The following is a 13,375-nucleotide window of genomic DNA, read 5'->3' on the forward strand; positions in this document are numbered from 1 at the left end:
AGTCGAAGTCGAACGGCTCGTAATAGTCGTCGATCTGTGGCAGGTCCGGGTTGGCGAAGATCTTGGACAGCATGCGGAAGCGGCCGCCGGCCTTCGGCACCAATTTCCCGGCCTTGGTGCGCACCCAACCGCCGTTCCACTTGTCCTGGTTTTCCCATTCCTTGGGATAGCCCACGCCAGGCTTGGTCTCGACGTTGTTGAACCACGCATATTCCACGCCCTCGCGGCTGGTCCACACGTTCTTGCAGGTGATCGAACAGGTGTGGCAGCCGATGCACTTGTCCAGGTTCAGCACCATCGCGATCTGTGCACGTACTTTCATCACACCACCTCCTGGGCGTTGGCCGGCACCGGCTCGCCATCCAGCCAGTCAACCTTGTTCATCTTGCGCACGATCACGAATTCGTCACGGTTGCTGCCCACCGTTCCGTAGTAATTGAAGCCATAGGCGAACTGGGCATAGCCACCGATCATGTGGGTGGGCTTGAGCACGACGCGGGTCACCGAGTTGTGGATGCCGCCGCGGGTGCCGGAGATCTCCGAGCCGGGCACGTTGATGATGCGTTCCTGCGCGTGATACATCATCGCCATGCCGTTCATCACGCGCTGGCTGACCACCGCACGCGCGGCGATTGCGCCATTGACGTTGAACAGTTCGATCCAGTCGTTGTCCACGATTCCGGCTTCACGCGCATCGTCTTCGGAAATCCACACGATCGGGCCGCCGCGCGAGAGCGTCTGCATGATCAGGTTGTCGGAATAGGTGCTGTGGATACCCCATTTCTGGTGTGGGGTGATCCAGTTCAGCACGATCTCCTTGTTGCCGTTGCCGCGCTTGTTGTGCAGTGGCGCGATGGTCTTGGTGTCCACCGGCGGGCGGTACTGCATGAAGCCCTCGCCGAACGCGATCATCCACTCGTGATCCATGTAGAACTGTTGGCGACCGGTAACGGTGCGCCACGGGATCAGCTCGTGGACATTGGTGTAACCGGCGTTGTAGCTGACGTGCTCGTCTTCCAGACCCGACCAGGTGGGCGAAGAAATGATCTTGCGCGGCTGCGCCTGGATATCGCGGAAGCGGATCGCCTCGTGCTCCTTGCCCTCCGCCAGGTGGGTGTGGTCACGGCCGGTGAATTCGCCCAGTGCCTCCCACGCCTTCACCGCGACATGACCATTGGTTTCCGGGGCCAGGTGCAGCACGCACTCGGCCGCATCGATCGCGGTCTGGATGTTCGGGCGCCCTTGGCTGACACCTTCCTCGCGCACACGGTGATTGAGGTTGCCAAGGAATTCCACCTCGTCCTGGGTATCCCAGTTGATGCCCTTGCCGCCATTGCCCTGTTTGTCGAGCAAGGGGCCCAGTGACGTGAATTTCTTGTAGAGGTTCGGGTAGTCGCGCTCGACCACGGCGATGGTCGGCATGGTCTTGCCCGGAATCGGCTCGCACTGCCCCTTCTTCCAGTCGGTCACGCCCAAGGGCATCGACAGTTCGCCGGGGGTGTCGTGCAGGGTCGGCACCAGCACCACGTCTTTCTCCACGCCCAGCACGCCCGGCGATATCGCGCTGACGGTCCTGGCAATGCCCTTGAAGATGTCCCAGTCACTGCGCGCTTCCCAAGCCGGGTCCACCGCCTTGGACAGCGGATGGATGAAGGGATGCATGTCGGACGTGTTGAGGTCATCCTTCTCGTACCAGGTTGCGGTCGGCAACACGACGTCCGAGTAGAGCGCCGTGGTGCACATGCGGAAATCGAGTGTGACCAGAAGGTCGAGCTTGCCTTCCGGCGCCTGATCGTGCCACTTGATTTCCTCTGGCTTGATCGCACCACGCTCGCCCAGGTCCTTGCCTTGCACGCCGTGACGGGTGCCGAGCAGGTGGCGCAGCATGTACTCATGGCCCTTGCCCGATGAACCCAGCAGGTTGGAGCGCCAGATGAACAGGTTGCGCGGGAAGTTCTCCGGCGCATCCGGATCGGCATAGGCGAAATCCAGTGTGCCGTTCTTGAGTTGACTGACGACGTGATCCGCCGGGCTTACGCCTGCGGCGGCGGCGTCCTTGGCCACCTGCAAGGGATTGCGGTTCAACTGTGGCGCGCTGGGCAACCAGCCCATGCGGATCGCCCGAAGATTGAAGTCGGCCTGGCTGCCGCTGTACTTGGAGGCATCCGCCAGTGGCGACAGCAGCTCCTTCATCTCGACCTTCTCGTAGCGCCACTGGTCGGACTGGAAGTAGAAGAAGGAGGTGCCGTTCATTTGACGCGGCGGCTTGCTCCAGTCCAGCGCGAAGGCCACCGGCAACCAGCCCGTTTGCGGGCGCAGTTTCTCCTGGCCGACGTAGTGCGCCCAACCGCCACCGGTCTGACCGACGCAACCGCACATCATCAGCATGTTGATGAGGCCGCGGTAGTTCATGTCGTTGTGGAACCAGTGGTTCATCGCCGCGCCGACGATGATCATGCTGCGACCGCGGGTCTTGGCCGCGGTGTTGGCGAATTCGCGTGCGATCTCAATGACATCGGCACGTGGGACACCGGTGATGACTTCCTGCCAGGCAGGCGTGCCCGGAATGTTGTCATCGAAGCTGCTCGCGACATTGCCTCCGCCAAAGCCGCGGTCGACGCCGTATTGCGCCAGCAGCAGGTCATAGACAGTGGCGACTGCACAGTCCTCGCCATCGCCCAGCGACAGGCGGCGCACCGGAATGTTGCGTTCCAGCACCTCATCGAACTTCGAAGCCGTCCACGCGCCATTCTCGATCCCGCCGAAATACGGGAAGCTGACCGCCTTGATGCCGTCGTTGCTGTCCTTGAAGCTCAGTCGCAGCTGGGTTTCACGTCCGGCACTGTCCTTTTCCTCGATGTTCCAGCGGCCTTTCTCACCCCAGCGGAAACCCACCGACCCGTTGGGCACGCAGACCTGACCGGTGGATTCGTCGAAGGCCAGGGTCTTCCATTCGGGGTTGTTGGCTTCGCCCAGGCCACCCAGGTCGGAAGCGCGCAGGAAGCGTCCCGGCACCAGCCGGCCGTCGGCACGCTGCTCCAGCCGCACCAGCAGCGGCATGTCGGTGTACTGGCGGCAGTAGTCGACGAAATACGGGACCGCTTGGTCGACATGGAATTCCTTCAGGATCACATGACCGAAAGCAAGCGCCAGCGCGGCGTCGGTGCCCTGCTTCGGGTGCAGCCAGTGATCGGTGAGCTTGGCGACTTCCGAGTAATCCGGCGTGATCGACACCGTCTTGGTGCCGTTGTAGCGGGCTTCGGTGAAGAAGTGCGCGTCGGGGGTACGCGTCTGCGGGACGTTGGAACCCCAGGCGATGATGTAGCGGCTGTTGTACCAGTCGGCCGATTCCGGCACGTCGGTCTGCTCGCCCCAGATCTGCGGGCTGGCCGGCGGCAGGTCGCAGTACCAGTCGTAGAAGGACAGGCAGGCGCCGCCCAGCAGCGACAGGTAGCGCGCACCGGAGGCATAGGAAATCATCGACATCGCCGGGATCGGCGAGAACCCGATCACCCGGTCGGGGCCGTATTTCTTCACGGTATAGAGGTTGGCCGCTGCGATCAGCTCGTTGGCCTCATCCCAGTGCACGCGAGCAAAGCCGCCCATGCCGCGACGGGATTTGTACTCTTTCGCTTTCGCGGCATCCTCGACGATGCTGGCCCAGGCATCGACTGGAGCCAGCGACTTGCGCGCCTGCCGCCACATGCGCAACAGCGCACCACGCACCAGCGGATACTTCATCCGATTGGCGCTGTACAGGTACCAGGAATAGCTGGCCCCACGCGGGCAGCCACGCGGCTCGTGGTTGGGCAGGTCCGGTCGGGTGCGCGGATAGTCGGTCTGCTGGGTTTCCCAGGTCACCAGACCGTTCTTGACGTAGATCTTCCAGCTGCAGGAGCCGGTGCAGTTCACGCCGTGGGTGGAGCGCACGATCTTGTCGTACTGCCAGCGCGCACGGTAGCTATTCTCCCACTCGCGGCTCTCGGTCTTGGTGAAACCGTGGCCGTCGGCAAAGGGCTCGGAATCGCGCTTGAAGAACTGCAGCTTGTCGAGGAAGTAGCTCATCCGGACAGCCCTCCGGAACGCATGCTCGTCCGCTTCAACGTGTTCGCCACCACCTCAGTCTGGGTACTCATGGGCTGCCTGCCTGTTTGGATGAGTCGTATCCGGGGCGCCCGAAGACCGAGCGCCACCATCGCTACCTTGGCAGGATGCCCGGGTTCGCCCTCTGGCTTTTTGATCGGAATCAAAATCGGGCAATTCCCGTGTCCGGACCTGACTTGGCCCGCATTCAGGAAGCAACCGCAGACAGCCTCCAGCCGGGGCCGGATCAGCGCCTCGCCTTGCCGCGCACGCGTGCACTGTCGCGCACGTCGACCTCGAAGGCGAACTCGACCGCGCCGGATCCCGCCGTCGGCAGGCCGAACGCCAAGCCGTCCTTGCACGGCAGGCGACCGACGTAATCCACAAGCACCGACCGCGGCAGGCGCAGGCACCAGTCCTGCGCGGTTCCGGAAAACTCCGGACGTGCACCGTCGACCAGCTCCACGCGCTGCGTGCAGGCCAGCCCACCGGGCAGCAGGGTGCAGTTTTCGACCCGCCCGCCGCCCTGCAGTCGCACCAATTCGGCTTCATCGATGCGCAGCCGCACGGCCTGTCCCTGGATCTGGACTTTCATCCACCGGCTCCCAAGGTGGGCTCGTGGTCGTGGATGCACAAGGAGCAACCCTCGCTCCAGATGCTGTCGCCGTCGGCGTAGTGCTCCTGTTTCCAGACCGGGCTTTCATGCTTGACCGCCTCGATCGCCATTCGACACGCGCGGAACGCCTCGTCGCGGTGCGGCGTGCCAGCAGCCACCACCACCGCCAGATCACCGATCCCCAACCGCCCCTTGGCGTGGGCGATGTAGAGCTTGAGCTTCGGCCCGAATTGCGCCTCGCAGCGTGCAGCAATGTCGGCAAACCCGTTCATGGCCAGCGCATCGAACATGTCATAACTCACGCCGGTGACGACGCGGCCGTGATTGAGATCGCGCACCCGGCCCACGAACAGCGTGATGCCGCCAAAGCCAGGGTCGGAGACGAAATCCAGCGCCGCAGCCGGATCCAGCCGGGCGTGGGCGATATCGACGACGGCGCTGTGATGGCGGCTCATCTCAGCCCCCGCTGACCGGCGGCAGCACGGCCATCCGGCCATCCTCCGGGATTGGGTCGCCTTCGCGCAGCACAGCGTGTTCGCTGGCGAATGCCGAGCACTTCAGCAGCTTCGGGCAGAACTGCGGCCAATGGATACCGGCATAGGCCGCAAGCCCGTTGCGCACGTCCTCCACCCGCGCATCCGCCGGGAGATCGAGCGTCACATTGGCATCTGCCTCGTAATCACGGAATGCGCCGAACAGCTTCACTTCCACCTTCATGGATCCCATCCTTTCAGTTGCGGGGCCTGCAGGTGCCCCAGCCCATGGACGTCGACGAAGGCACCCTCCGGCAGGTCCTGGGCCTGTTCGTCCAGCACGATCCAGGCATTGCTGCGCGCCAGCGGAGCGATCCGGAACGACTCCTGCCCCTGCAGGATCTGCGCACGCAATCGCCCGTCCGCGTCCACCGCCAGCCGCCCCTTGAGAAGGAAGCGCAGTGAATGGTGCTTGCGGTAGCTTGCGGCCAGCGGCACCCGCAGTGGCTGCTCAGGCTCCAGGCCCAGCATGCCGCGCAGGACCGGCTCGACGAAGAACCGCAGTCCGACCGCACTCGACACCGGATTGCCCGGCAGGCCAAAGAACAGTTGCCCGCCTGGCAGTGTCGCGAACAGCAGCGGCTTGCCCGGACGAATGCGGATCTTGTGGAAATGCAGGGTTGCGCCCAGCCCGCGCAGCGCATCGGGCACGAAATCGTGGCGTCCCATCGAGACCGCGCCAGTGCTCAGGACCACCCGTGCACCCGCAGCCAGTGCCCGCTGGAGCGCAGCGATGAACGCGTCGGCGTCGTCACTGACGGTCTCGCGCAGCACCAGTTCGGCGCCCGCCTCGACGATCCGTTGCGCAAGGAACGGCCCGTTGCTGTTGCGGATCTGCCCGGAAGCCAGCGGCCGCCCCGGATCATCCACCAACTCGCGACCGGTGTTGATCAGGGCCACCCGCGGTGCCTGCACCGTCGTCACCTCGGCCACGCCCAGCGCCGCCAGCAACATCAACTGCGCCGCCTCCAGCCGGGTTCCGGCCGCCAGCACGATTTCACCACGCGACACGTCTTCGCCGCGGGTACGGATATGCTGGCCCTGCGGCACGTCGGCGTTCAAGCGGATGCGCTGCGGGCGACCGGCGCGATCGCTTTCCAGCACTTCGACCTGCTCCACCGGAATCACCGCATCAAGACCCTCGGGAACGCGTGCGCCGGTCATGATTTCCCAGGCACCGCCGTTGGCAGTCGTGGCCGTATCGCCAGCCGCTTGCGCACCCTTCACCTCGAATTTCAGCCCAGCGCGCGTGCCACCCACGCCGACCCGCAGCGCAAAGCCATCCATCGCCGAATTGTCGAACGGCGGCAGGTCTTCGCGGCTGACCACCGCTTCGGCCAGGAACTGTCCAGCGATCGGCGCACCTCGGCACACGCTTGGCGGCGGGGTTGCCTTGCGCAGGATCGCCAGCGCTTCGCCATACCCGATCATGCGTGCGGCCGTCCGTCCACCATCGCCAGTGCGTGCGCCAGCAGCGGCGCAAGGATGTCCATGCACTGCCGCGCCGCGCGCGGGCTGCCCGGCAAGGCGAACACCAGCATCCCGCCCACCTGCACCACCTCGGCGCGGCTCAGCCAGGCCAGCGGGGTGTGCTTGGCGCTTTCGCTGCGCAGCATTTCGGCCAGCCCGTCCACCGTGCGATCGGCGATCATCCGCAGCGCCTCAGGTGTGACATCGCGCGGCCCCAGCCCGGTGCCGCCGGAACACAGGCACAGCCGCACGCCCTTGGTGGCCAAGGCACGCAGGCGTTCGGCCAGCGGATCGAGGCCGTCGGGAAGCACTTCCACATGTGCCAGATCCGCGCCGAGCCGTTGCAGGCCCGCCACCAGTTCCGGCCCGGATCGGTCCTCGTAATCACCTCGGCTGGCCCGATCGCTCAGGGTGATGACCGCGCAGGGCACGCCGTCCAGCCGCGCCAGGTCACGCGGGCGATAGTGCGCGCGCTCTGCGTCATCGATGCCCTCGGGATGGATCCACAGGCCTTTCTTGCCGCCCTCCTTGAACAACAGGCGTACGCCGCTGATCGTCAACGCCGGCTGCACCGGCTTGGTCAGGTCATACAGGGTGAGCAGGGCCGCATTGACGCCAGCCAGCGCCTCCATCTCCACGCCGGTGCGGGCTTCCAGTGCGCATTCGCAATACACCCGGATGACATGCCGCTCGACCACCGGAACGCAGCGCACGCGCACCAGTTCCAGCGAAATCGGATGGCAGAGCGGCATCAGTTGCGCGGCCATCTTGGCCCCTTGCAGCCCAGCGATTTCCGCCATCACCAGCGCATCACCCTTGGGCAAGCGGCGCTCGATGATCGTGGCAAATGCGTCCTGGCCCGGATGGAATTCGCCCACCGCCACCGCGCGCCGACGGGTGGGTCGCTTGTCGCGGATATCGGCCATGTGGAAGGCCGCGGATGCAGCTTCGCGCATTCCATCAGCCCCCGATCGATGCCAAGTGCGGGGTGATCCCGGAATTGCCCTGATGCAGGCCGTGCCCAGCCGCCTTCAGCCCGAGCTGGGTGGCGACGCGGCCCATCAGAACCGCATGCTCGTCATCGGATTGCAGCAGGGGGCGCAGCGGAATGCCGAATTCGCCGAACAGGCACAGCCGCAGGTCGCCGCGCGCGGTCACCCGCAGGCGGTTGCAGCCGGCACAGAAGTCCTTCGAATACGGGGCGATGATGCCGATCCGGCCGCGATACGCGGGGTGCGCATACTCGCGCGCCGGCCCGGCATCGGCGGCCCGCGGTGTCAACGTCCATCCGGCCTGCTGCAACTGTTGCTCCAGCACCTCGGCGCGGACGTGGTGGCGTTCGAAATAGGCCTTGTTGTCGCCGGTGCGCATCAGTTCGATGAAGCGAATGGAAATATCGCGCTCGCGCAGGTAGTCCATCCACGCCGGCAATTCGTCATCGTTGCGGCCACGCAGCAGCACGGCGTTGAGCTTGACCGCGTCGAACCCCAGACCCAGCGCCAGCTCGACGCCCTCGATGACCTCGTCGAAGCGGTCATGCCCGGTGATCGCGTGGAAACGCTGCGGATCGAGGCTATCGACGCTGACATTGAGCGCGGTCAGTCCGGCCTCACGCCACTGGCGCACATTGCGCAGCAGCAGGCAGCCATTGGTGGTCATCGCCACCTTCTGCACGCCTTGCGTGCCCGCCGCGACCGCGATGATGTCCGGCAGATCCTTGCGCAGGCTGGGCTCGCCGCCGGTCAGCCGCACCTTGCGCATGCCGAGGTCGGCGAACGCGCGCAGCAGGCGGCGGATTTCATCGATTCCGAGGAACACGGGCCGGCCATTGGCTTGGTAACCATCCGGCAGGCAATAGCTGCAACGGAAATTGCAGGCCTCGGTCAGCGACAGGCGCAGGTAGGGGAATTTGCGGCCGAAGCCGTCGACGAGGATTGCCATGTTGTCCATTCGCTCCATTCCAAGCACGGGAGATCGGCCCGTTTCCAGTGCCGACCCGGTGGCGCGAACGCCACGGCCCGAGCACCATCTCCGCGAAGACTTAGGCGCACGGGCTTGGAGGTATTGCCCGCGCATCATAGGGCCGAATCAACGTTCCCGTTTGATCGTGATCAAGATTTGCCGGCACTGGGCCGCCGGGTGCCCAGCGACGTGGTAGGGTCGCGCCCTTCCCGTTCATCCGATGGCGCCAATGACCGCTGAACTTGCCAGCTTTGATGATTTGCTCTCGGCGGCACGCCGCCAGCCCGAACCGCAGAGGTTGCTTTTTGTTTTTGCCCGGGTTGAACTTCCGGAAAATGCGACAGCGGCGCAGAGGGAGCGCTTTGAGCGCCGCGAAGGCGGGACGATCAGCCCCTGCCTGTGCGTCGACAAGGCTCCCGAGGACATCACCGATTTCGCGGCGCTGAAAGCCGAATCGGCAGCGACCGGCCAAGCCTGGGACCTGGTTTTCGTCGGCAGCCTCGATGGACGCGGTGGGATTGCACCCAGTGCGGACGAAGCCGCGCAACCGCTGCGGTTCATGGTCAATGCGATCAATGATGGCCGGGTGTCCGATTTCGCCGTCTTTGACCACGACGGCCACGTCCTGCATTTCCGCTGATCCACCGTACACACGGGGCGCCACACATCGCCTGTGCGACACTCTTGGCCATGGTTCCGAACGCGCTCGCCGCCGTACTGTATGCCCTTGCCACGCTGTGGCTGGTGCGCGATGCCCGCGATCCGGAGCAGCGCAATGGCCGAGGCTGGCTGTGGTTTGCCGCACCGGCAGTCTGCGCGCACGCCTACGCGCACTGGCAGGGCTGGCGGTTCACCGGCACCACCGACTTGCATTTCTTCGCCGCACTCTCGCTGGGGGGCTTGGGCATGGCCGCCTTGACCGTCGCCGGTGCCGCCACTGGCACCGCACGCGCACTGGGCGTGGTCGTGTTTCCTCTTGCGGCCCTGATGTTGTTGGCCTACGGCGTGTACGGCCACACCATCCGCCCCCAACCGCTGAGCTGGCAATTACTGCTGCATGCGTGGCTGGCCCTGCTCAGTTACGCGACACTGTCGCTGGCAGCCGTGTTGGCCGTCTTCCTGTGGGCACAGGAACGTGCGCTGCGACGCCGCGATTTCAACCCTTGGCTGCGTGCGCTGCCGCCCTTGACCGAACTGGAATCGCTGCTGTTCCGCACGATCACGGTCGGCTTCATCCTGCTCACCGGCACCCTGCTGACCGGCGCGCTGTACGTCGAAAACCTGTTTGCGCAACACCTCGTCCACCACACCGTGCTGAGCATCCTGTCGTGGCTCGCATTTGGCGCGCTCTTGCTCGGCCGCTGGCGGCGCGGCTGGCGCGGTGCGCTGGCCGTGCGCTGGACCCTGACCGCGATGGCGCTGCTGGTGCTGGCCTTCTTCGGAAGCAAGTTCGTGCTGGAGCTGGTGCTGCGGCGCGGGGGATAGCGATTTTCCGGCGCCATTTAATTTGCATATGCGATATTTGCATTGACAACTATTGCATGGGCTAGCAAAATGCTCGCCCATGATGACCCGCGTCCCACCCGAACACGCCTGCAGCGGCTCTGCCCTGGGCCTCCTGTTCCGCCAAGTCCGTGACGCCATGTGGGCGCGGATGGAGCGTGAGCTGGAGATCTCCGGCCATGACCTGACCTTCAGCCAGTTCATCACCATCAAGCAACTGGCGACCGGCCATGCCGGCGTCACCGACCTTGCGCGCGCGGCCGACCTCAACCCCGGCGCGATGACCCGCCTGCTCGACAAGCTCGAAGCCCGCGGCCTGCTGCTGCGCGAGGCCGACCCCAACGACCGCCGTGCCCTGCATATCCACCTGACCGAGGCCGGGCGCCAGCTCTGGAGCGACATCGACCAATGCGGCGCACGCGTGCGCGAACGCGCCCTGCACGGGATGGACGAGGCCACCCGCACCCAACTGACCCGCCTGCTCGAACAGGTCCGCGACAGCCTGACCCGCGAAGACTGACCCATGCATCGCCCCCCATTCCTGCTTGCCTGTGCCGGTGTATTGCTTGTCGGCTGCACCTCCTTCGGCCCGGTCACCACGCCACAAGCGCCGCGTGATCCGGCCACCCTGTCACTGGCGAGGAGCGTCGGTGACATCGCGCTGACACCCGCCGCCTGGCCTTCAGGCACCTGGTGGAACAACTTCCACGACCCGCAGCTCGACGCCCTGATCGAAGAAGCACTGGCTCACTCACCCACGCTCGCAATGGCCGACGCGCGCGCACGCAAGGCTCTGGCACAGTCCGGCATCACCGACGCAGCGCGGATGCCGTCGTTGGGCGCCAGTGCCCAGATCAACGGCATCCAGCTCCCGGAGGGCATGGCCGGGTCGAAGGTCGGCGGCAAGCTCAACGTTGCCGATGTCCTGATGCTGAGCCTGAAGTTCAGCCCGGACCTGTGGGGGCAATCGCGGCACCGTTGGGAAGCCGCAGTCGATGCCGCCCACGCCGCCGAGGTGGACGCGCAGGCAGCGCGGATCACATTGGCCGCCAACCTCACCCGCACCTACATCACCTTGGCGCAGGCGTTCGACCTGCAGGACGCCGCCCAAGCCGAAGTCGCCCGCACCGCCGCCGCCCTGCGCCTGTCCGAGCGACGCAGGCAGGCAGGGATCGACAATGGCATCGCCGTCGACACCAAGCGCAGCGCCGCCGCGACCGCCGTGCAGCAGGCGCAGTTGGCCCAACTGCGCATCGACGCGTTGCGCAACGCGTTGGCCACCTTGGTCGGTGCCGATCCCGATCGTGGCCTTGCGATCACCCGGCCGCAGCTGGCGCAGCCGGCGTTGGCGATTCCCTCCGAACTGTCCAGCGATCTGCTGGCGCGTCGTGCCGATATCGTCGCCGCGCGCTGGCGGGTGGAAGCCGCGCAGCGCGGCATTGATGCCAGCCGCGCTGCTTTCTACCCCAGCCTCAATCTCAGCGCGATCGTCGGCCTGGTGTCAGGCGGCCTGTCCGATCTGTTCAGCAGCAAGGCCCTGCTGCTGAACGGCGGGCCGGCGCTGAGCCTGCCGATTTTCGAAGGCGGCCTGCTGCGCAGCCAGCTGCGCGGCAGCGAAGCCGACCACGTTCTCGCAGTGGCCAGCTACAACCAGACCCTGCTGGTCGCGATCCGCGAGGTGGCCGACGCCGTGCAGTCGGCGCGTGCGCTTGATGCACAGATCGCCAGCGCGAACGAGGCACGCACGGCGGCCGCCAGCGCCCATGCGCAGGTGGAGCAACGGTTCCGCGCCGGCCTCGCCACCCGACTCGACGTGCTTGCCGCCGAACAACCGCTGCTGCAACTCGACCAACTGCTGGCCGGCTTGCGCGCACAGCGTCGCACGGCCAGCGTGGACCTCGACCAGGCGCTGGGCGGCGGATTCGCGCCGGCCACCTCCATCCAAACGGCTTCCCGGTAATCGATCATGACCACCGAAACCACGCCCAATACCTCCACAGGCACGGGCCCGAACCTGCCGCCTTCGCAAACCGCACTGAAGCCGGGCAACGGCAAGCGCCGGCGCGCGTTGCTGATCCTGCTGACGCTCATGTTGGTCGTCGGCATCGGCTGGCTTGCCTATTCCCTGCTGATCGCACGCTGGGTGCAGGACACCGACGATGCCTACGTGCAGGGCAACATCGTCAGCATCACATCGCAGACGCCGGGCACGGTGGTATCGATCAATGCCGACGACGGCATGCGCGTGCGCGCCGGGCAGGTGTTGGTGCAGTTGGACCCCAACGACGCAAAGATCGCGCTGGAGCGGGCCGAGGCCAATCTTGCCGCCACCGTGCGCCAAGTGCGCGGCCTTTTCAGTAGCGTCGAATCCGCGCAGGCCGACATTGCCGCGCGCGAAGTGGCATTGCGGCAAGCACGGGCCGACGTGGCGCGGCGCAGCGGCCTGGTGGCCAGTGGCGCGGTGTCCGTCGAGGAACTGGCGCATGCGCAAACCCAAGTGAAGTCGATGGAAGCGGCGCTGGCCGGCTCGCGCGGGCAATTGGCGCGTAGCCATGCCTTGGTGGATGCCACCACCGTGGCCAGCCAGCCGCAGGTTCAGGCAGCCGCGGCGCAGCTGCGCGAGGCCTATCTGAACCTGCAACGCGCCGCCATCGTGGCACCGATCGACGGCTTCATCGCCCGCCGCAGCGTCCAGCTTGGCCAACGCATCGCGCCGGGAGCCACGCTGATGGCGGTCATCCCGCTGGACGAAGTCTGGGTCGACGCCAATTTCAAGGAAACCCAACTGCATAACCTGCGCCTGGGCCAGCCGGTGAAATTAACCTCGGACCTGTACGGCGACGAGGTCACGTTCGACGGCAGGCTGGTCAGCCTCGGCATGGGCACCGGGAGCGCATTTGCACTGTTGCCCCCGCAGAACGCCAGTGGCAACTGGATCAAGATCGTGCAGCGCGTCCCAGTGCGGATCGCGCTTGATCGCAAGCAGCTTGCGAACCATCCGCTGCGTCTGGGGATGAGCATGGACGCCCGCGTCGACGTGCACGACCAAGGCGGCTCGGTGCTGCCGTCCACACCCCCCGCCAAGCCGGTGCTCAGCACCGATGCCTATGCGCGGCAGTTGCAAGAGGCTGACGCCCGGATCGAGGCGATCATCACCGCCAACCTGCCCGCCCAGCGCCACGGCTGAGCCGCGCAACATGAGCACGAT

At 65.7% G+C, this 13,375-nt stretch carries 12 protein-coding genes, 1 pseudogene and 1 riboswitch; of the genes and pseudogenes, 5 read left to right on the forward strand and 8 right to left on the reverse strand.

Annotated features, from left to right (window positions below; genetic code table 11):
• From narH to moaA, 8 genes and pseudogenes are all read right to left on the reverse strand, one after another.
• A pseudogene (gene narH, locus IT472_RS10145) lies at window positions 1-322 on the reverse strand (nitrate reductase subunit beta); the annotation flags it as partial.
• On the reverse strand, window positions 322-4,065 hold the full coding sequence (locus IT472_RS10150) for a nitrate reductase subunit alpha (protein ID WP_297181377.1): 3,744 nt from the start codon (window positions 4,063-4,065) through the stop codon (window positions 322-324). The pseudogene narH and the gene IT472_RS10150, both read right to left, overlap by 1 nt.
• 265 nt (window positions 4,066-4,330) lie before the next feature.
• Window positions 4,331-4,678, reverse strand: coding sequence for a hypothetical protein (locus IT472_RS10155; protein ID WP_297181378.1), 348 nt, complete (start codon window positions 4,676-4,678; stop codon window positions 4,331-4,333).
• Window positions 4,675-5,154 (reverse strand): molybdenum cofactor biosynthesis protein MoaE, encoded by a 480-nt coding sequence (locus tag IT472_RS10160; protein WP_297181379.1) that lies wholly within the window; start codon window positions 5,152-5,154, stop codon window positions 4,675-4,677. Before IT472_RS10160 ends, IT472_RS10155 begins: the two co-directional genes overlap by 4 nt.
• A gap of 1 nt (window position 5,155) precedes the next feature.
• Window positions 5,156-5,416 carry a MoaD/ThiS family protein gene (locus IT472_RS10165; RefSeq protein WP_297181381.1) on the reverse strand — a complete coding sequence of 87 codons (261 nt, stop codon included), beginning with the start codon at window positions 5,414-5,416 and terminating at the stop codon, window positions 5,156-5,158.
• Complete coding sequence (gene glp, locus IT472_RS10170; protein WP_297181382.1) at window positions 5,413-6,663, reverse strand: gephyrin-like molybdotransferase Glp; 1,251 nt, start codon at window positions 6,661-6,663, stop codon at window positions 5,413-5,415. The genes IT472_RS10165 and glp overlap by 4 nt, the downstream gene beginning before the upstream one ends.
• Window positions 6,660-7,658 (reverse strand): bifunctional molybdenum cofactor biosynthesis protein MoaC/MoaB, encoded by a 999-nt coding sequence (gene moaCB / locus IT472_RS10175; protein WP_297181383.1) that lies wholly within the window; start codon window positions 7,656-7,658, stop codon window positions 6,660-6,662. The genes glp and moaCB overlap by 4 nt, the downstream gene beginning before the upstream one ends.
• 4 nt (window positions 7,659-7,662) lie before the next feature.
• Window positions 7,663-8,643: a GTP 3',8-cyclase MoaA gene (gene moaA, locus IT472_RS10180; RefSeq protein ID WP_297181399.1), complete on the reverse strand. Its 981-nt coding sequence runs from the start codon at window positions 8,641-8,643 to the stop codon at window positions 7,663-7,665.
• A riboswitch (molybdenum cofactor riboswitch) is annotated at window positions 8,640-8,775 on the reverse strand. Its footprint overlaps the gene before it by 4 nt.
• 118 nt (window positions 8,776-8,893) lie before the next feature.
• On the opposite strand from moaA, the gene IT472_RS10185 reads away from it, so the two are divergent.
• The 5 genes from IT472_RS10185 to IT472_RS10205 all read left to right on the forward strand — a co-directional run bounded on the left by IT472_RS10185 (window position 8,894) and on the right by IT472_RS10205 (window position 13,354).
• On the forward strand, window positions 8,894-9,304 hold the full coding sequence (locus tag IT472_RS10185; RefSeq protein WP_297181384.1) for a ribonucleotide reductase subunit alpha: 411 nt from the start codon (window positions 8,894-8,896) through the stop codon (window positions 9,302-9,304).
• A gap of 50 nt (window positions 9,305-9,354) precedes the next feature.
• Entirely contained in the window at window positions 9,355-10,149 is a 795-nt protein-coding gene (ccsA, locus tag IT472_RS10190) for a cytochrome c biogenesis protein CcsA (protein ID WP_297181385.1), read from the forward strand.
• A 79-nt stretch (window positions 10,150-10,228) separates the two neighbouring features.
• On the forward strand, window positions 10,229-10,687 hold the full coding sequence (locus IT472_RS10195; protein ID WP_297181386.1) for a MarR family transcriptional regulator: 459 nt from the start codon (window positions 10,229-10,231) through the stop codon (window positions 10,685-10,687).
• Window positions 10,688-10,690: 3 nt separating this feature from the next.
• A complete protein-coding gene (locus IT472_RS10200) occupies window positions 10,691-12,127 on the forward strand; it encodes an efflux transporter outer membrane subunit (protein WP_297181387.1) in 1,437 nt (478 codons plus the stop codon).
• Between the two features lie 6 nt (window positions 12,128-12,133).
• Window positions 12,134-13,354 carry an efflux RND transporter periplasmic adaptor subunit gene (locus IT472_RS10205; protein ID WP_297181388.1) on the forward strand — a complete coding sequence of 407 codons (1,221 nt, stop codon included), beginning with the start codon at window positions 12,134-12,136 and terminating at the stop codon, window positions 13,352-13,354.
• Window positions 13,355-13,375 lie beyond the last annotated feature (21 nt).

The organism is Thermomonas sp., assembly GCF_020850895.1.
In the GTDB taxonomy this organism is placed as follows: Bacteria; Pseudomonadota; Gammaproteobacteria; order Xanthomonadales; family Xanthomonadaceae; genus Thermomonas.

Excerpts from the sequence above, each read along its gene's own strand:
- moaA (WP_297181399.1), bottom strand. The coding sequence starts at position 8,643 with ATGGCAATCCTCGTCGACGGCTTCGGCCGCAAATTCCCCTACCTGCGC.
- ccsA (WP_297181385.1), top strand. The coding sequence starts at position 9,355 with ATGGTTCCGAACGCGCTCGCCGCCGTACTGTATGCCCTTGCCACGCTG.
- IT472_RS10185 (WP_297181384.1), top strand. The coding sequence starts at position 8,894 with ATGACCGCTGAACTTGCCAGCTTTGATGATTTGCTCTCGGCGGCACGC.
- IT472_RS10165 (WP_297181381.1), bottom strand. The coding sequence starts at position 5,416 with ATGAAGGTGGAAGTGAAGCTGTTCGGCGCATTCCGTGATTACGAGGCA.
- IT472_RS10160 (WP_297181379.1), bottom strand. The coding sequence starts at position 5,154 with ATGAGCCGCCATCACAGCGCCGTCGTCGATATCGCCCACGCCCGGCTG.
- IT472_RS10200 (WP_297181387.1), top strand. The coding sequence starts at position 10,691 with ATGCATCGCCCCCCATTCCTGCTTGCCTGTGCCGGTGTATTGCTTGTC.
- moaCB (WP_297181383.1), bottom strand. The coding sequence starts at position 7,658 with ATGCGCGAAGCTGCATCCGCGGCCTTCCACATGGCCGATATCCGCGAC.
- IT472_RS10195 (WP_297181386.1), top strand. The coding sequence starts at position 10,229 with ATGATGACCCGCGTCCCACCCGAACACGCCTGCAGCGGCTCTGCCCTG.
- IT472_RS10150 (WP_297181377.1), bottom strand. The coding sequence starts at position 4,065 with ATGAGCTACTTCCTCGACAAGCTGCAGTTCTTCAAGCGCGATTCCGAG.
- glp (WP_297181382.1), bottom strand. The coding sequence starts at position 6,663 with ATGATCGGGTATGGCGAAGCGCTGGCGATCCTGCGCAAGGCAACCCCG.
- IT472_RS10155 (WP_297181378.1), bottom strand. The coding sequence starts at position 4,678 with ATGAAAGTCCAGATCCAGGGACAGGCCGTGCGGCTGCGCATCGATGAA.
- IT472_RS10205 (WP_297181388.1), top strand. The coding sequence starts at position 12,134 with ATGACCACCGAAACCACGCCCAATACCTCCACAGGCACGGGCCCGAAC.